The organism is Bordetella genomosp. 6, from assembly GCF_002119705.1.
In the GTDB taxonomy this organism is placed as follows: Bacteria; Pseudomonadota; Gammaproteobacteria; order Burkholderiales; family Burkholderiaceae_B; genus Bordetella; species Bordetella bronchiseptica_F.
This window is the reverse complement of the sequence record NZ_CP021107.1, coordinates 4319029-4336831: the sequence shown is the minus strand read 5'-3', so window position 1 is coordinate 4336831 and position 17803 is coordinate 4319029. Positions and strand designations below refer to the sequence as shown.

18 protein-coding genes are annotated in these 17803 nt (G+C 71.4%); 16 read left to right on the top strand and 2 right to left on the bottom strand.

Features of this window, described 5'->3' with window-relative positions; translation table 11 throughout:
* Window positions 1–6: 6 nt before the first annotated feature.
* The 14 genes from CAL11_RS24620 to tssH all read left to right on the top strand — a co-directional run bounded on the left by CAL11_RS24620 (window position 7) and on the right by tssH (window position 14273).
* Window positions 7–915, top strand: a complete 909-nt coding sequence (locus CAL11_RS24620; protein WP_086094048.1) for a PAAR-like domain-containing protein — start codon at window positions 7–9, stop codon at window positions 913–915.
* On the top strand, window positions 905–1516 hold the full coding sequence (locus tag CAL11_RS20365; protein WP_244172848.1) for a suppressor of fused domain protein: 612 nt from the start codon (window positions 905–907) through the stop codon (window positions 1514–1516). The genes CAL11_RS24620 and CAL11_RS20365 overlap by 11 nt, the downstream gene beginning before the upstream one ends.
* Window positions 1517–1936: 420 nt before the next feature.
* Window positions 1937–2992: a type VI secretion system protein TssA gene (gene tssA / locus CAL11_RS20360; RefSeq protein WP_086094047.1), complete on the top strand. Its 1056-nt coding sequence runs from the start codon at window positions 1937–1939 to the stop codon at window positions 2990–2992.
* A gap of 42 nt (window positions 2993–3034) precedes the next feature.
* On the top strand, window positions 3035–3604 hold the full coding sequence (tssB, locus tag CAL11_RS20355) for a type VI secretion system contractile sheath small subunit (protein ID WP_086094046.1): 570 nt from the start codon (window positions 3035–3037) through the stop codon (window positions 3602–3604).
* A gap of 21 nt (window positions 3605–3625) precedes the next feature.
* Entirely contained in the window at window positions 3626–5128 is a 1503-nt protein-coding gene (gene tssC, locus CAL11_RS20350) for a type VI secretion system contractile sheath large subunit (RefSeq protein WP_086094045.1), read from the top strand.
* A gap of 57 nt (window positions 5129–5185) precedes the next feature.
* Window positions 5186–5671, top strand: a complete 486-nt coding sequence (locus CAL11_RS20345) for an Hcp family type VI secretion system effector (RefSeq protein WP_167382546.1) — start codon at window positions 5186–5188, stop codon at window positions 5669–5671.
* A gap of 49 nt (window positions 5672–5720) precedes the next feature.
* Window positions 5721–6530, top strand: coding sequence for a type VI secretion system accessory protein TagJ (locus CAL11_RS20340; protein ID WP_086094044.1), 810 nt, complete (start codon window positions 5721–5723; stop codon window positions 6528–6530).
* The gene (gene tssE / locus CAL11_RS20335; RefSeq protein WP_086094043.1) at window positions 6527–7045 is read left to right on the top strand and encodes a type VI secretion system baseplate subunit TssE; all 519 of its coding nucleotides are present in this window, start codon (window positions 6527–6529) and stop codon (window positions 7043–7045) included. The genes CAL11_RS20340 and tssE overlap by 4 nt, the downstream gene beginning before the upstream one ends.
* Window positions 7045–8958, top strand: a complete 1914-nt coding sequence (gene tssF / locus CAL11_RS20330; protein ID WP_086094042.1) for a type VI secretion system baseplate subunit TssF — start codon at window positions 7045–7047, stop codon at window positions 8956–8958. Before tssE ends, tssF begins: the two co-directional genes overlap by 1 nt.
* A 34-nt stretch (window positions 8959–8992) precedes the next feature.
* Window positions 8993–9652, top strand: coding sequence for a DUF3540 domain-containing protein (locus tag CAL11_RS20325; protein ID WP_086094041.1), 660 nt, complete (start codon window positions 8993–8995; stop codon window positions 9650–9652).
* Window positions 9649–10743 carry a type VI secretion system baseplate subunit TssG gene (tssG, locus tag CAL11_RS20320; RefSeq protein WP_086094040.1) on the top strand — a complete coding sequence of 365 codons (1095 nt, stop codon included), beginning with the start codon at window positions 9649–9651 and terminating at the stop codon, window positions 10741–10743. The genes CAL11_RS20325 and tssG overlap by 4 nt, the downstream gene beginning before the upstream one ends.
* Window positions 10740–11273 carry a DUF2778 domain-containing protein gene (locus CAL11_RS20315; RefSeq protein WP_086094039.1) on the top strand — a complete coding sequence of 178 codons (534 nt, stop codon included), beginning with the start codon at window positions 10740–10742 and terminating at the stop codon, window positions 11271–11273. The genes tssG and CAL11_RS20315 overlap by 4 nt, the downstream gene beginning before the upstream one ends.
* A complete protein-coding gene (locus tag CAL11_RS20310) occupies window positions 11263–11640 on the top strand; it encodes a DUF2195 family protein (RefSeq protein WP_086094038.1) in 378 nt (125 codons plus the stop codon). The genes CAL11_RS20315 and CAL11_RS20310 overlap by 11 nt, the downstream gene beginning before the upstream one ends.
* Window positions 11641–11663: 23 nt before the next feature.
* Complete coding sequence (gene tssH, locus CAL11_RS20305) at window positions 11664–14273, top strand: type VI secretion system ATPase TssH (RefSeq protein ID WP_086094037.1); 2610 nt, start codon at window positions 11664–11666, stop codon at window positions 14271–14273.
* Between the two features lie 130 nt (window positions 14274–14403).
* On the opposite strand, the gene CAL11_RS20300 is transcribed toward tssH, so the two are convergent.
* Together CAL11_RS20300 and CAL11_RS20295 are read right to left on the bottom strand one after the other, a co-directional pair.
* Window positions 14404–15180: a hypothetical protein gene (locus CAL11_RS20300; RefSeq protein WP_086094036.1), complete on the bottom strand. Its 777-nt coding sequence runs from the start codon at window positions 15178–15180 to the stop codon at window positions 14404–14406.
* A 27-nt stretch (window positions 15181–15207) separates the two neighbouring features.
* Entirely contained in the window at window positions 15208–15603 is a 396-nt protein-coding gene (locus tag CAL11_RS20295; RefSeq protein WP_086094035.1) for a TssQ family T6SS-associated lipoprotein, read from the bottom strand.
* A 264-nt stretch (window positions 15604–15867) separates the two neighbouring features.
* On the opposite strand from CAL11_RS20295, the gene tssJ reads away from it, so the two are divergent.
* On the top strand, window positions 15868–16410 hold the full coding sequence (gene tssJ, locus CAL11_RS20290; RefSeq protein WP_086094034.1) for a type VI secretion system lipoprotein TssJ: 543 nt from the start codon (window positions 15868–15870) through the stop codon (window positions 16408–16410).
* Window positions 16411–16455: 45 nt separating this feature from the next.
* Complete coding sequence (gene tssK, locus CAL11_RS20285; RefSeq protein WP_086094033.1) at window positions 16456–17790, top strand: type VI secretion system baseplate subunit TssK; 1335 nt, start codon at window positions 16456–16458, stop codon at window positions 17788–17790.
* Window positions 17791–17803: the final 13 nt, after the last annotated feature.

Below are 17803 nucleotides of genomic sequence, written 5' to 3'. Positions count from 1 at the left end.
AGCCACATGTTCGCCGATTGCCAGCTGATGGGGATGGACCTGGCCTTTCCCGATATCTGCAAGACGCCGCCGGCGCTGCTGCCGATTCCCTATCCGAACTTCGCGCTCGGTCCGATGGGCATTCCCAATGTGTGGAACGTGCTGCTGATGGCCATGCCCGCGCACAATCTGCTGACCACCATCGCCCTGTCCAACGGCGACAATCCCGGCATCGGCATGGGCCTGATATCGCAGACCGTGATGGCGCAGGCGCGCCGCATCACCTGCGTGCCGAACGTGCTGTTCGGCTGCATCCCCGCCACCCGCCTGACCGGCCTGACGGTCCAGAACACCATCAACACGGTCGGCATGCGCGTGGTGCCCAGCCAGCTGAAGGTCGTGCTGCTGGGCGGCGGCGGGGGCGGCGGCGGGGCGGCCAGGGCTGCGAAGTCGGCCAAGGCCGGCAAGGGGCCGGGCGCGCGCGCCGGCGCCACCGCGCGGCGCGGCGCCGGGGGCAAGGGCGGGGCTGGCGGCAAGGGCGGCCAGGGCGGCGGCAAATCGGCCGGCTCGGGCAAGTCCGGCGGCGGCAAGGGCGCCAAGCCCCGCAAGCCGGGCGACGATCCGCGCTACCGCCGCGGCAAGTTCCGCAAGGGGGTGCGCGACAAGGCCTGGGACCAGGAGGCCAGGCGCAGCAAGGACGGCGTGGTGCGCGACCCGGTCTCGGGCAAGAAGATGAAAAAGGACGAGCCCTGGGACATGGGCCACAAGCCCGGGTACGAACACCGCAAGCACGTACGCAGCGCCAAGGAACGCGATATCGATCGCAAGCAGTTCCTGGATGAATACAATGACCCTTCGCACTATCGCCCCGAGCTGCCCAAGTCGAACCGCGGGCACCAGGGCGAGCTGAAAACGGATGATTACTTTGGCCCCTGAATCGAAAGCCTCCGCCCAGCCCTCGCCGCGGCACAAGGCCGTGGCGCGCCACGCCCTCAAGGTGTTCGGCGGCACGCCGGTCGTGCACGCCTACCGCCACGACCAGATCGACACCCTGTCGATCGACATGCTGGCGGTCGACGACAGCCCCGACGACGGACTGGTGTCGTACAGCACGCTGGGGCTGTTCGAGCTTGAACTGCGCCACGACGACGGCCAGGCCATGGCCACGCGCGTGGAGCTGTGCGCCGAAATGCCGGACGACCTGCAAGCGTGGGCCAACGTGCTGGCCACCGCCGCGTTCGGCCTGATGCGCAGCGGCCAGGCCGTCATGCCGGGCTCGGTGCTGCCCGATTGCGTGGCCGAGTACTATCCCGACGCCACCGTGCCGCACCTCTACCTGTGCGTGCCGTTCTCGTGGCAGGACGGCGAATTCCCGCGCTGCGACGCCGACGGACTGCTGGTGAACTGGCTGCAGGCCGTGCCCATCAGCGAAACCGAGCGCCAGTACATCGAAGCCGCCGGCCCCGACGCCTTCGAGGACGAACTGCTCGAAGCCGATCCCGACATCTACGATCTCTCCCGGCCAGCCGTACGCTGACCGCGCCGGGTCCCAGGCTCCCGGCCTGCGCCCGGGCGCCTCGCCTGGGTGCCTGGCACCTTGCCGCCTCACCCACGTGCCAGGCACCCGCCGCATACACCGCGCTGCTCGCAGCGGCCTTCGCACCGGGTGCCAGGCACCCATGACCGGCACCGTCTCTTCCACGTCAACCACCACGACCGCAGCGGACCCGGGTGCCTGGCACCTTGCCGCCTCACCCACGTGCCAGGCACCGTCTCTCCCACGCCAACATGACACCACCGCGTCAACGCGCCGGAAGAAGTGTTTGAATCTCTACGCAGGTGTTAATAGAACGTAAGAAGAAGCAGCACTTGTTAGTTGTCATAAAGGGGCGCCGGATGCGCTGCCTAGAATGCCGTCGACGCATAGGGACGCCCATCGGCGCCCGGCATTGGATGCTTGCCGCGCATGACGACGAACATGGAATTTGCCGACCTGCTGAAGACGTTGACGCCCAGCCTGCCCTGCGGGGAGGACCTGGAATACGACGCCGATTTCCTGCAATTGCAGCAGGCCGCCGTGGGCCGCAGCGAACAGCAGTTCGGCGCCACCATCATCCCCGCCCAGGCGCCCGACTGGCGCGCGGTGGAGCGGCTGGCGCTGGGGCTGCTGGAGCGCACGCGCGACCTGCGCATCATTGCCTACCTGGCGCGCGCCTGGACCGAGATGCGCGGCCTGCCCGGCTATGCCGAGGGCGTGACGCTGGCCGCCGGCACGCTGGAGCAATACTGGGACGCGGTGCATCCGGTGCTGGCCAGCGGCGGCGAGGAAGACCCGATGCCGCGCGTCAATGCGCTGGCCTCGCTGGGCGACCCGCAGGGCTGCGTGCGCGGCATGCGCTCGGCCTGCCTGCTCGACGACGTGCATGGCCGCATGTCGCTGCGCGATGCCGAGGCCCTGCTCGACGGCGGCAAGAGCGAGGCCGATTATCCGGGCGGGCGCACGCGCCTGATCGAAAACCTGCGCCAGGCGCGCCTGCGGCGCGACGACGCGGTGCTGGCCGTGGGCGCGGCCGCCGGCGCGCTGCGCCGCATTCAGCAGCAGACCACCCAGCGCCTGGGTTCGGCCTGGTGCCCGGATTATGCGCAGGCGCTGCGCACGCTGGACGCCCTGCTGCGCACCTGGAGCGACCTGGACGACAGCGCGGCGACGCCCGCCGCGCCCATGCCGGAGCAGGCGCACGGCGCGGGCGCGGCCCCGTCGCCGGCGCCCGCGGCCGCGCCCGCCAGCTGGCACGACGCGCGCATCGCCACGCGCGAAGACGCGGTGGCCATGCTGGCCAAGGTCAGCGCCTACTTCGAAACCCATGAGCCCAGCCACCCGGCGCCCTATCTGATCCGCCGGGTGCAGCAGCTCATTCCCCTGGATTTCCACGACATCCTGCGCAACCTGGCTCCGCAGGGCCTGGCGCAGTTCGAGGCGTGGACCGCGCGCGAGGCCGCCAGCCAGTCCTAGGACCGGTTCAGGCCCCAGTCCCTTCATCAGGAGATAACAACCATGGCAACCACGCTCAAAGGCAGCGGCCAGAAATTCATCGCCAGGAATCGCGCGCCGCGCGTGCAGATCGAGTACGACGTGGAAATCTACGGCGCCGAGCGCAAGATCCAGCTGCCCTTCGTCATGGGCGTGCTGGCCGACCTGGCCGGCAAGTCGAACACGCCGCAGCCCGAAGTGGGCGAGCGCAAGTTCCTCGACGTCGACATCGACAACTTCGACGAACGCATGAAATCGGTCGCCCCGCGGGCCGCGTTCCAGGTGGCCAATACGCTGACCGGCGCCGGCCACCTGAACGTGGACATCACCTTCGAGAGCATCGACGATTTTTCGCCGGCCACCGTGGCGCGCAAGGTGGGCGCGCTCAACGAGATGCTGGAGGCCCGCACGCAGCTGGCCAACCTGCTGACCTACATGGACGGCAAGACCGGCGCCGAGGAACTGATCGGCCAGGTGCTGCAGAACCCGGCCCTGCTGGGCGCGCTGGCGGCCGCGCCCAAGCCCGCTGACGCCGGGCCGGCCGATGCCGATTCCGAAGCCGCGGCCGCGCAGTCCGGCCCGCAAGCCCGATAAGCCATCGATACGGAGAACGCCATGACCGCAGTGGCCCGGCGCGAACACGCGCAAGCCGCATCCAGCCTGGCGGCGGACGACCTGTCCGCCCTGCTGAAGAAAGAGTTCAAGCCCAAGACCGAGCAGGCGCGCGAGGCCGTGGAGCACGCGGTGCGCACGCTGGCGCACCAGGCCCTGGAAAACAGCGGACTGGGCCTGTCCTCGGACGCCTACCGGACCATCCAGGCCATCATCGCCGAGATCGACCGCAAGCTGTCCGAGCAGATCAACCTGGTGATGCACCATCCCGACTTCCAGCAACTCGAAGGCGCCTGGCGCGGACTGCACTACCTGGTCACCAACACCGAGACCGACGAGCTGCTGAAGATCCGCTTCATGTGCCTGTCCAAGAACGAGCTGGGGCGCACGCTCAAGCGCTACAAGGGGGTGGGCTGGGACCAGAGCCCGATCTTCAAGCGCGTCTACGAGGAAGAGTACGGCCAGTTCGGCGGCGAGCCCATCGGCTGCCTGGTGGGCGACTACAGCTTCGACCACAGTCCGCCCGATGTCGAGCTACTGGGCGAGATCGCCCGCATCGGCGCCGCCGCCCATTGCCCCTTCATCGCCGGCGCCTCGCCCAACGTGATGCAGATGGATTCCTGGCAGGAGCTCTCCAACCCGCGCGACCTGACCAAGATCTTCACCAATACCGAGTACGCCGCCTGGCGCAGCCTGCGCGAATCGGAAGACGCGCGCTATGTCGGCCTGGCCATGCCGCGCTTCCTGGCGCGCCTGCCCTACGGCGCGCGCACCAATCCGGTCGACGAGTTCGATTTCGAGGAAGAAACCGACGGCGCCAACCACGACCGCTACACCTGGGCCAATTCGGCCTACGCGATGGCGGCCAACATCAACCGCTCGTTCAAGCTGTACGGCTGGTGCACCTCGATCCGCGGCGTGGAGTCGGGCGGGGCGGTCGAGAACCTGCCATGCCACACCTTCCCGACCGACGACGGCGGGGTGGACATGAAGTGTCCCACCGAGATCGCCATCAGCGACCGGCGCGAGGCCGAGCTGGCCAAGAACGGCTTCATGCCGCTGGTGCATCGCAAGAACTCCGATTTCGCGGCCTTCATCGGCGCGCAGTCGCTGCAGCGTCCGCAGGAATACCACGACGCCGACGCCAGCGCCAACGCCAAGCTGGCCGCGCGCCTGCCCTACCTGTTCGCCTGCTGCCGCTTCGCGCACTACCTGAAGTGCATCGTGCGCGACAAGATCGGTTCGTTTCGGGAGCGCAGCGACATGGAGCGCTGGCTCAACGACTGGATCATGAACTACGTCGACGGCGACCCGGCCAACTCGTCGCAGGAAACCAAGGCGCGCAAGCCGCTGGCCGCCGCCGAGGTGCAGGTCACCGAGATCGAAGACAACCCGGGCTATTACGCCGCCAAGTTTTTCCTGCGGCCGCACTATCAGCTCGAGGGGCTGACGGTGTCGCTGCGGCTCGTGTCCAAGCTGCCTTCGCTCAAGCAGAACGAAGGCTGACGGGCATCCATCCGCGCCGGCTCGCGCCGGCCCCGCGACTATTGAGGGAGAAAGCAAGTGGCTGTTGATATGTTCATGAAGATCGAAGGCGCCAATGGCGAATCCAAGGACGCCAATCACAAGGACTGGACCGATATCGTGTCCTTCTCGTGGGGCGCCACCCAGCCGGCCAGCCTGTCGACCGGCGGCGGCCAGGGCGCCGGCAAGGCCAGCTTCAACGATCTGCACGTGGTGGCACGCATCGACAAGGCGGCGCCGGCCGTCATGAAACACTGCGCCAGCGGCAAGCACCTGGGCAAGATCGAGCTGTCGGTGTGCAAGGCCGGCGGCGCGCAGGTCGAGTACAGCAAGGTCACGCTGGAAGACGTGCTGGTCACCTCGGTGCAGATCGCCGCCGACAACGGTTCGGAAGCGGTGCTGGTCAACTACGCCTTCCAGGCCGCCAAGGTGCGCCAGCAGTACTGGGAGCAGACCGAGTCGGGCGGCAAGGGCGCCGAGAGCCTGGTCGCGTGGGACATCAAGCAGAACAAGGAAATCGGCTGAACGGCGCCGGGGCCGTCCGGCCCCGGCACGCCTTGCCGAACACGTATCCATGCAGACACCCGTGCTTGCGATGTCCCCGCGCGACGGCGGCCTGTCCGGACAGGCCGCGGCCGTGCAGGCGCGCATCCGGCGCGCGCCGGCCGACGCCGACCTGCGCGCGCAGCTTTTCCAGCTGGCGGCCGTGCAGGGCGATTGGCGCCGCGCCGCCGAGCAATTGCAACTGTGCGCCCGCCTGAACCCGCTGGCCCAGCCCATGGCCAATCTCTACCTGGCGGCCATCAATGGCGAGCTGCGGCGCGTAGCGGTGCTGGCCGGCCAGGCCGAACCCGGCTTCCTGGCCGAGCGGCCCCGCTGGTGCGAACCGCTGCTGCAGGCGCTGCGCGCCCAGGCGAGCGACCCCGGGCGGGCCGCCATGCTGCGCGCCCAGGCGTTCGATGCGGCGCAGGCCAGCGCCGGCACGCTGGAAGACGCGGCCGCCGGCCAGGCCGGCTACGCCTGGATCTGCGACGGCGACAGCCGCCTGGGGCCGGTCTGCGAACTGATTCTCGACGGCAGCTACGCCTGGCTGCCGTTCGCGCATGTGGCCGCCGTGCATCTGCTGGCCCCGCAAGGGCTGTGCGACCTCGTCTGGGCGCGCGCCGAAATCGTCCTGGCCGATGGCGCGGTCGTGCGCGGCCTGATCCCGGCGCGCTACCCGGCGCGGGCCGGCCAGGATGACAGCCTGCGGCTGGGCCGGGCCACGTGCTGGCGCCCGCTGGGCCAGGATGGCTACGCCGGCGAGGGCCAGAAGATGTGGCTGACCGACGCGGGCGAGTTCGCGCTGCTGGACGTGCGCGCCCTGCGCCGGGAGGCGGCATGAGAATCGCCGACGAACGGGTGGCGCGCGATCGCCTGCAGCCGTCGCTGCTCGACCGCCTGGTCGATGACGAGCCATGGCGCCGCGGCGAGGCGCCCGAAGCGGCGCTGTTGACGCACGCCGGGCTGCGCGCGGCGGTGCTGCGCGACCTGCGCTGGCTGCTCAACACGGTCAACCTCGCCTCGTCGCAGGACCTGGCGCCGTACCGGCACGTGCCCGCCTCCAGCGTCAACTTCGGCGTGCGCGCCATGGCCGGACGCCGCATGTCGGAGATCGACTGGGTCGATGTCGAGACGTCGATCCGCGACGCCATCGCGGCGTTCGAACCGCGCATTCTCGAATCCTCGATCGAGGTGCGCTGCGTCAGCGATACCCGTACGCTCGAGCACCACAATGTGCTCAGCCTGGAAATACGCGGCATGCTGTGGTGCGTGCCGCACCCGCGCGAGTTCCTGTTCCGCACCGATATCGACCTGGAAAGCGGGCACATGGACCTGCGCGACCTGGGAGGGGCGTGATGGACGCGCGCCTGCTCGATTACTACAACCGCGAGCTGGTCTATATGCGCGAGCTGGGCGCGGAGTTCGCGCGCCAGCATCCCAAGGTGGCGGGGCGGCTGGGCATGCACGGCACCGAGGTGGCCGATCCGTACGTCGAGCGGCTGCTGGAAGGCTTCAGCTTCCTGGCCGCGCGCATTCACCTGAAGATGGACGCCGAGTTTCCGCGCTTCACGCAGCGGCTGCTGGAGGTGGTGCATCCGCATTACCTGGCGCCCACGCCGGCGATGGCGGTGGCGCAGTTCTCGCCCAGCATGAACGAAGGCACGCTGGCCGGCGGCTTTACCCTGCCGCGCGGCACCGTGCTGCGCGGCGGCCTGGCGCGCGGCGAACAGACGCCGTGCGAATTCATGACCGGCCACGCGCTGCGGCTGTGGCCGCTGCGCGTGGCCGCGGCCGAGTTCACCGGCGCGCCCACCGACCTGCCGCTGGCCCGCCTGGGCCTGGGGGGACGCGAGGCCGGCGTGGCCAGCGCGCTGCGCCTGCGGCTGGAAGTCTGCGGCGGCGTCAGCCTGGAAGAGCTGGACCTGGATCAACTGGTGTTCTACCTCAACGGCCCGGACGCGCCCATGCAGCGCCTGCTGGAGCTGGTCATGTGCCACACGGTCGCCGTGCTGGGCCACGACAGCGAGCGGCCCGTGTCCTGGATCAACCGGATGCCGGCCGACACGGTGCGCCACGAGGGGTTCGGCGACGACCAGGCGCTGCTGCCCACCGACACGCGGGTGTTCCAGGGCTATCGGCTGCTGCAGGAGTATTTCGCGTTCGCGCGCCGCTATCTGTTCTTCAGCCTGAACGGCCTGAAGCAGGGCCTGCGCACGCGGCGCGCGGCGCCGGCCGCGGCGGCCGGGCCGGCCGGCACCAGGCGCTTCGACCTGACGCTGCTGCTGTCGGCCGCCGCGCCCGAGCTCGAAGGCGCGATTTCGGCGGCGAACCTGGCGCTGCACTGCGCGCCCATCGTCAACCTGTTTCCGCGCCGCGCCGACCGCGTGGCGGTCACGCCGCGCAACCACGAGTACCACGTGGTGGTGGACCGAACCCGCCCGCTGGACTTCGAGGTCTACAGCCTGACGCGCGTGCTCGGCCATATGTCGGCGCAACGCCCCGAACAGGAGTTCCGCCCGTTCTACGGCTCGTTCGGCGCGGACGCCGACGACTATGGCGCCTACTACTCGCTGCGGCGCGAGCCGCGGCTGGCCTCGGACAGCGCGCGCCGCCACGGCACGCGCACCAGCTATACCGGCAGCGAAGTCTACCTGTCGCTGGTCGATCGCCACGAGGCGCCGTTTGCCGACACGCTGCGCCATCTCGGCATCGACGCGCTGTGCACCAACCGCGACCTGGCGCTGCTGCTGCCGCTGGGTGGCGCCAGCGACTTCAGCCTGCGCGTGTCCGCCCCGGTGGGCGCGATCAAGGTGCTGCACGGCCCGTCGCGGCCGGCCGCGGCGATGGCCGACCACGGCACGGCCTGGCAGCTGATCAGCCACCTGGGGCTGCACTACCACAGCCTGACCGACCTGGACGAGACGCGCGGCGCGCAGACGCTGCGCGAGCTGCTCAACCTGTACGGCAACCTGGCCGACCCGGTGGCGCGCAAGCATATCTCGGGCGTGCGCCACGTGCGGGTCGAGCCCATGCACCACCGCCTGCCCGTGCCCGGCCCCATCGTCTACGGCCGTGGCGTGCAGATCGACCTGCAGGTCGACGAGACGGCCTTCTCGGGCATCAGCCCCTACCTGTTCGGCGCGGTGCTGGAGCAATTCTTCGCGCGCCACGTCTCCATCAACATGATGTCGGCGCTTACCCTGTCCACGCCGCAGCGCGGCGCCGTGGCGCGCTGGCGGCCCCGCATGGGCCGCCGCCCCGCGGTCTAGGCGGCATCGCGCCCGCCGCAACGAGGAAACCCCCATGCACACCCGCAACGCCCGCCGCCTCTATCCCGTCTATGACCCCGTGCACCTGATCGGCACCGTGGCGCGCCGCGAAGACGACGGCGCCTGGACGGTATGGTGCGACGGCCGCCACTGGCGCGTGCGCCGGGCCGCCAGCTGCCTGCTGGTGCCGGGCGAGGGCGATACCGTGCTGATCAGCGGCCCGGACGCCGACCGCGTGTACCTGATCGCGGTGATCGAGCAGGCCGACGCCGCCCAGGCCACGCTCGAGCTGGAAGGCCGCGTCAGCCTGCGTTCGCGCACGGCCGATGTCAGCCTGGAGGCGGCCGGCGAGGTGCGCCTGCGCGGCGCGCAGGCGGTGCGCGTCGAGACCGGGGCCCTGTCGGTCAAGGCCGGCCAGGCCACGTGCGCGGCCGCCCGCATGCACTATGTGGCCGAGGAGGTCGAAGGCGCGGTGGGCAGCATGCGGCTGGTGGGCAAGGTCTACGAGGCGGTGCTCGACCGCCTGACGCAACTGGCCCGCATGGCCGTGCGGCAGACCAGCGAGGTCGAGCACGTGCGCGCCGGCACCCTGGACTACCAGGCCGAGCAGAGCGCGCGCGTGCATGCGCCCTATACGATGCTGACCGCCGATGCGCTGGTCAAGGTCGACGCCAAGCAGATCCACATGGGTTGAGCATGGACGCAGCGGTCAGGACGGATCGACACGCGGCGCCGGCGGCGTTGCCGCCCGCCTTCTGGCAGGCCCTGGCGGCGGCGCCGCACGGGCACGACCTGTTTCACGTGCTGCGCTGGATCGACGCGCGCGCCGGCGCGCGCGCGCCGCTGGGCCGCGGCGCCTCGCCGCGCCACGAGCCGGTGCGCATGCGGCAGGAACCTTCGCTGGCTTTCGCGCCGGCCACCCTGGCCGCGGCGCGCGCGCCGGGCGAGGGCGCCGCGCCCGAGCTGTCCATCTACAGCTTCGGCCTGTTCGGTCCCAATGGGCCGCTGCCGCTGCACCTGACCGAGCACGCGCGCGAACGCCGCCAGCATCACGGCGACCATGCCCTGACCGCGTTCGCCGACCTGTTCCACCATCGCCTTATCCTGCTGTTCTACCGCGCCTGGGCCGATGCGCAGTCCACCGCCAGCCTGGACCGCGGCCAGGAGCGCTTCAGCGGCTACGTGGCCAGCCTGCTGCACCTGGGCGCGCCGTCGCTGCGCCGGCGCGACAGCGTGATGGACCATGCCAAGTACCACATGGCCGGCCATCTGCTGCGCCAGACCCGCAACCCGGAAGGCCTGTGCCAGGTGCTGCGCGCCTTCTTCGGCCTGCCCGTGGGGGTAGACGAGTTCGTGGCGCAGTGGATAAGGTTGGAAGCCGGCCAGCGGCTGCGGCTGGGGGCGGGCGGCGGGCTGGGGGGCGGCGCGCCCCTGGGCGTGGCCGTGCGCGATGCCCAGCACAAGTTCAGGATCCGCCTCGGGCCGCTGGGCTGGCAGGACTATCTGGCGTTTCTGCCCGGTTCGGCCCGCGCGCGCCAGCTGCTGCATTGGGTGCGCCTGTATGTGGGCGTGGAGTTCGCCTGGGATGTGCGGCCGGTGCTGCGCCGCGACGCGGTGCGCGGCGTGCGCCTGGGCGCGGCGGCGCCGCTGGGGCTGGCGTCCTGGCTGGGCCGGCGGCCGCCGCGCCTGGGCGACGCCGCCGAGCTGTTGCTGGACTACGAGGGGCGCGAGCGCCGGGCGGCGCGGCGCGCGCAAGCGTTTCATGAAAAGGAGCAAGCGGCATGATCCACGATATGTCATACGACGGCCAGGTACTGGCCTGGCCCGGCCACGGGCAATTCCGCGCCACCAGCGGCATGCGCGGGTTCCAGCATCCCGGCCAGGCCTGCACGCCCGACAGCGGTCCGGTGCCGCCGGGGCTGTACCGCGTGCTGCTGGCCGATCGCGGCGTGGCGCTCGATGACGGGCGCGGCGTGTGCAACCTGGCGCCGGCCTGGGGCATGCAGCAGGTGCCGCGCGGCGCGGCCGCCGGCGAGTGCGAGCCTTACTGGGCCAACTGGGGCGACAACCGCGCGCGCATGGAGCCGGCCGACGCCGCCACGCGTAACCGCTGCGCCCCGGCGCGCGGCGGGTTCTACCTGCACGATTCCACCAAGGGATTCAGCCACGGCTGCATCGAGGTCGAGGGGCGCATCTTCGCGCTGCTGCGCGCGCATGCGCGCCAGAGCGGCCGCAACGCCATGATCCTCAAGGTGGCCTATGTGGCCGACCGCGCCACCAACGGCGGCACCGCGGGAGACGGCCATGCGCGCTGATCGCCATGCCTGGCTGCTGGCCGCCTGCCTGGCGCCGGCGCTGGCCGCCGCGGGGCCGCTGCGCGTGGAGAACCGGCTGGCCGAATGCGTGCGGGTGCAGCCGGGCCTGCGCAGTGTCGAGCACAACGTGGTCCTGCAGCAGTTCGACCTGACGGTGGTGCGCCCCATCGGCGATTGCGGCTGCAAGTCTGCCCTGGTCGCCTACCAGGCCAGCATCGTGCACGAGGACGGCGCCCGCGGCGCCAGCCAGTCCGGCGTGTTCGGCGCCATGCGCTCGGGGCCGCGCACCCTGCCGCTGGCCAGCGACGCCGCGTTGCTGGGCGAGCGGCCGGTGGCGCTTGGCCTGGGCTGCGCGCCAGCCGACTGATTTCCAACGACTGACGGAGCACCATGTCCGATATCGGCCGCGCCGAGCTGTTCGGCAAACTCGATTCCCTGTCCTATCGCGCCCTGGAGGACGCCACCGCCCTGTGCAAGCTGCGCGGCAATCCCTACGTGGAGCTGGCGCACTGGATGCACGCCATCGCGCACGCGCAGGACAGCGACCTGCACCACATCGCGCGCGCGTTCGAGCTGGATCTCGGCGCGCTGCAGCAAGACCTGGTGCGCGCGCTCGACCGATTGCCGCGCGGGGCGGGCGCGGTCTCGGACCTCTCCGAACACGTGGACCACGTCGTGGAACGCGCCTGGGCGCTGGCGTCGCTGCGCTACGGCGCTGCGCGCATCCGCAGCGGACACCTGCTGCTGGCGCTGCTGCGCGACCCCAGCCTGCGCGGCGTGCTGGCCGGCATGTCGGGGCAGTTCGCCCGCGTCGTGCCAGACCTGCTGCTGCAAGGCCTACCCGAGATGACGCGCGGCTCGCCCGAGGCGCGCGCCGACGCCGCCGTGGCCGATGCGCCGCCGGCTGACGGCGGCGCGGCCGGCGCGCTGGCGCGCTACGCGGTGGACCTGACCGCCCAGGCGCGCGCCGGCCAGCTCGATCCGGTGAGCGGGCGCGACGATGAAATCCGCCAGTTGATCGACGTGCTGATGCGGCGGCGCCAGAACAATCCCCTGTTGACCGGCGAGGCCGGCGTGGGCAAGACCGCGGTGGTCGAGGGCCTGGCCCTGCGGCTGGCGCGCGGCGATGTGCCGGCGCCGCTGCGCGAGGTGACGCTGTACCTGCTGGATATCGGGCTGCTGCAGGCCGGCGCCGGCGTCAAGGGCGAATTCGAGCAGCGGCTGCGCCAGGTCATCGACGCGGTGCAGGGCAGCGAGCGTCCCATCGTGCTGTTCATCGACGAAATCCATACCCTGGTGGGGGCGGGCGGCGCGGCGGGGACGGGCGACGCCGCCAATCTGCTCAAGCCGGCGCTGGCGCGCGGGCAGCTACGCACCATCGGCGCTACGACCTGGGCCGAATACAAGCAGTACATCGAGAAGGATCCGGCGCTGACGCGGCGCTTCCAGGCCATCCAGGTGCACGAGCCCGACGAGGCCGGCGCGCGGCGCATGCTGCGCGGCCTGGCCGGCGCCCTGCAGGCGCATCATGGCGTGCTGCTGCTGGACGAGGCCGTGGAGGCGGCCGTGAGGCTGTCGCATCGCTACATCCCGGCGCGCCAGTTGCCGGACAAGGCGGTCGCCCTGCTCGATACGGCCTGCGCGCGCGTGGCGGTCAGCCAGCAGGCCACGCCGGCCGCGCTCGAGGACGCGCGCCGCCGCATCGACGCGCTGGATCTGGAACTGGAGATCGCCGCGCGCGAGGCGCGGCTGGACGCCGGCCCGGCCGAGCGCTTGGCGGGGCTGCGCGAGCAGGGCCAGGCGGCGCGCGCCGAGGCCGACGCCCTGGCGGCGCGCTGGGAGCGCGAAGCGGCGCTGGCAGGCCAGGTGTTCGGCCTGCGCGAACAACTGGACGCGGCCGACGAGCAGGCCGCGCCGGCCTTGCGCGCCGCGCTGCGCGAGGCCGCGCAAGCCCTGGCGCGCAGCCAGGGCGAGGCGCCACTGATCCACCCGGCGGTCGATGCCGCGGCCGTGGCGGCCGTGGTGGCCGACTGGACCGGCATCCCGGTGGGCCGCATGGTGCGCGACGAAGCGCAGGCCGTGCTGGACCTGGCCGATACCCTGGAGCGCCGCGTCGTCGGCCAGCGCCATGCGCTGGAGCTGATCGCGCGCCGCATCCAGACCGCGCGCGCCGGCCTGACCGACCCGGGCAAGCCGGTCGGCGTGTTCCTGCTGTGCGGTCCGAGCGGCGTGGGCAAGACCGAGACCGCGCTGGCCCTGGCCGAGGCCTTGTACGGCGGCGAGCAGAATCTCATCACCATCAACATGAGCGAGTTCCAGGAGTCGCACACGGTGTCGACCCTGAAGGGCGCGCCGCCGGGCTATGTGGGCTACGGCGAGGGCGGCGTGCTGACCGAGGCGGTGCGGCGGCGCCCGCACAGCGTGGTGCTGCTCGACGAGGTCGAGAAGGCCCACGCCGACGTGCACGAGATTTTCTTCCAGGTGTTCGACAAGGGATGGATGGAGGACGGCGAAGGCCGCTACATCGATTTCCGCAATACGGTCATCCTGCTGACCGCCAACGTGGGCGCGGACCTGATCGCCAGCCTGTGCGCCGATCCGGCGCTGGCGCCCGAGCCCGACGCGCTGGCGGCGGCCCTGCGCGCGCCGCTGCGCGAAGTGTTCCCCGCCGCCTTGCTGGGCCGCCTCGCGGCCGTGCCCTATCTGCCGCTGTCGGACAGCATGCTGGCGCGCATCGTGACCCTGCAGTTCGAGCGCGTCGGCCAGCGCCTGCGCGAGCGCCACGGCATGGACCTGGAAGTCGACCCGGCCGCCGCCGAGCTGGTGGTGGCGCGCTGCGCCGAGGTCGAGTCCGGCGCGCGCATGGTCGACGCCATCCTGAGCCAGCGCGTCCTGCCGCAGATCGGCCGCGAATTGCTGGGCGCCTCCCTGCAGCAACGCACCTGGCGCCGCGTGCGCGTGCGGGCGGTCGACGGCGAGTTCGCCTGCGAGTACGAGTAAACCGATCCCCGGTGTGTCGGGCCCCGCATGGGGATGAGGTGTCTGCCCGTGCGGTGTGCCTGTCCCAGCGGGGACAGGCACATCATGCCGCGGGCGCCTCATCCCCATACGGGGCGAGACACCCGCCGACTCAATCCTTGTTCGCGCGCGGCGCGGCCGGGCGCAGGAACGTGCCCCCCGCCGGCGCATGGTCGTGCGTGGCCGGGCCGTCGCCGGCCGCCTGACGCGGCTGCAGCGTGTCGCGCACCGGATCGGCGCGCAGCGGCGCCAGCGGATCGTGCGCGGGCAGGGCCGAGGGGGTGGCGTCGGCGAACACGTCGGCGCCGCCGTGCGGCGCGTCGAACAGCGCCAGCGGGTCGCCCGCCGGGCGGCTGACCGCGGCGTCGCCGGCCGGCAGGTGCGCCAGCGGATCGGCGGCGTTGCGCGCCTGCGCGGAATCCAGGTCGAAGGGATGCGTGGCGGCATCGGCGATGCCGCCCACCGGCAGGGTGCCGGGGCCGAACAGGCCGCTGAAAATGTCCTCGGCCGCGCCGGCCTGCTCGGGGCGCGGCGCGTCGGCGGGCGCGTCCGCCGCCGCCGGCCGTGTTGCGGGCGCGCCGGGGCCGGCCACGTCCAGGATGTGCGCGCCCACGCGCAGCGTATCGCCTGCCTGGATGGCGCGCATGGCGCCGGGCGCGAGCGCGGCGTCATTGACGTGCACCGCGGCCATGTCGCTCAGGTTGTGCAGGCGCCAGCCTTGCGCGTCGGCGCGCAACACGGCCTGCACGCGGCACAGCTGGCCGGGCGCGGCCGGCAGGGCCAGGCAATTCTCGGCGTCGCGGCCCAGCGTGCCGCCGGGCGCGTGGAAGTCCGCCTGGCGCGCGCACGCGCCGGGCTCGGGGTTGCGTTCGATCAGCGTCAGCATCATGGGGTGGGTCCGTGCAAGGGCAGGGCGTCAGCCGGCCGGCGCCGCGCGGGCGCGCTCGAAAACCGGCCCCCATTGCGGATGGCCGGCCTCGTTGGGTTCCAGCATGAACGTGCGGTCGGCCTGCAGGATGCGGCGAAAGCCCGCCTCGCACAGCACCTGGTGATCGGTGACGCAGTAGCTGAAGGCCTGCAGCTTCCAGGCCTCGATGCGCATGGCCTGGGGCGCCTGCGCCAGCGCGTCGGCGTGCGCCACCTGGCGGATCACGTCGCCATAGGCGCCGGCGCTGTATGACTGGCGGATCTGTCGCAGTTCGCGCTCGGCCTGGCCGCCGGTTGCGTCGCCGGCGTGCTCGGCGGCGGGGCCGGCGCAGCCCGCCAGCAGAATGGCGCAGCCCAGCAGGGCCGCGTGAAATCGCAGAGTCATGAACGGAAAGGTCGTGTCGGTCTTCGATTCCCGCGCGGCGCGTTACCGCATGTGTGCCGCGCGGACGGTCTGGCCATGATATCGGCGCGTTGCGACAGAAATAATTCGAGGGGTAAACCAATCATGACCAATTGCTGGCGCGGCGCGCCGCGGACGTAACAGGCGTAACCATATCTTCGTTGTCATAAAGGTGCCGTGCGCGTCGCTTGTCATAGCGGCTTTCCTCGACATGGAAAACGGGCCTGCCGGATGGCGAATCGATGCTTGCTTGTTGCTGTATCCGCATGGCGCGCGTTGCGCGCCGCGGCCTGGATCGCCGTCGCGGTGCTGGCCGCCGGCTGCTCGTCCACGGCCAGCCGCAAGGCGGTGCCTTACGCGATCGAGCTGAAGGCCGACCCGCGCGTCAATCCCGATGCCTCGGGCCGGCCCTCGCCGATCCAGGTGACGCTGTACGAGCTGCGTTCGTCCGCCGAGTTCGAGGCGCGCGATTTCTTCACCCTGCAAGGCGACGCGCAGGCCACGCTGGGCAAGTCGCTCATCGAAACCGACCAGGTCATCCTGCAGCCCGGCGAAACCCGCAAGCTGTCGTATCCGGGCAATACCGAGGCGCGCGTGGTCGGCATCGTGGCGGCCTATCGCGATCTCGAGCGTAGCCCCTGGCGCATCGTCGTGCCCCTGCCGCAGGCCCAGAACACCAACATCTACAAGTTCTGGCAGTTCTCGCCCAACGAGGAGACCGTGCGCGTCGCGGTGGGCGGGCAGGGCGTGCAAATCGTCGACCGGGAGCGTTCCTGGTGGCCCTTCTGACGCCGCGCCGCGGGCGCCGGCGTGTCTTCATCTCTTGAATCGCATATGGCACTGGACAACAAGGTCGTCTGGTCGGAGGGCATGTTCCTGCGGCCGCAACATTTCCAGCAGTTCGAGCGGCATATCGAGGCGCAGTTGCGCGTGCGCGCCGCGGCGGCCGCGGGCCGCGGCTGGGGCTACACCGCGCTGGAGATCGATCGCGACGCGCTGGCGCTGGGCAAGCTGGCGCTGGCGCGCGCCGCGGGCGTGCTGCCCGACGGCACGCCATTCGAGTTCGAGCGCGCCGACGAGGGGCCGCCCGCGCTGGACATCGACCCGGCCATGCGCGATGCGCGCGTGATGCTGGCCCTGCCGCGGCGCCGCGCCGGCGCCTGCGAAGTAGTCTACGAAGACGACGCGGATACGCTGGCGCGCTATTGCGTGCATGAAGGCGAGATCGAGGATTCCGGCTCGGTGGGCCTGGAGCCGGCGCTGGTGCAGCTGGGCCGCCTGCGCCTGCGGCTGGTGCCCGAAGCCGAGCTGGGCGAGGAGTGGGTGGCGCTGGGCGCCGTGCGGGTGCTGGAGCGCCGGGCCGACCACCGCGTGGTGCTCGACGACCGGTACATCCCGCCCTGGCTGGCCGCCGACGCCAATCCGGTGCTGCGCGGCTACGCCGGCGAACTGTACGGACTGCTGCATGCGCGCGGGGCGGCGCTGGCGCAGCGGCTGACGCAGCCGGGCCGCGGCGGCGTCTCCGAAGTGGCCGACTTCCTGCTGCTGGCGCTGGTCAACCGCTATGCCGGCGCGCTGTGGCATGCGCGCCAGGTGCCGGCCCTGCATCCCGAGCGCCTGTTTCGCGACTGGCTGATGCTGGCCTGCGACCTGGCCACCTATACCTGCGCCACGCGCCTGCCGGAGGTGCTGCCCGACTACCGCCACGACGACCTGCAGGCCAGCTTCGGGCCGCTCATGGACGAGCTGCGCCGCTCGCTGTCGGTGGTGCTGGAGCAGCACGCGGTGCAGATCCCGCTGGACGACCGCGGCCAGGGCGTGCGCGTGGCGCAGATCGCCGATGCCGAGCTGCTGCGCAGCGCCGGTTTCGTGCTCGCCGTGCACGCCGACATGCCGGCCGAGACGGTGCGCACGCGCTTTCCGGCCCAGGTCAAGATCGGCCCGGTCGAGCGCATCCGCGACCTGGTGCACCTGCAATTGCCCGGCGTGGCGGTGCGCGCCCTGCCGGTGGCGCCGCGCCAGATTCCCTATAGCGCGGGCCACGTGTACTTCGAACTGGACAAGAACGGCGAGTTCTGGCGGCAGCTGGAGCGCACCGGCGCGCTGGCGCTGCACCTGGCGGGCGAGTTTCCCGGCCTGGCGCTGGAGTTCTGGGCCGTGCGCGACTGAACCGGGCACAGGA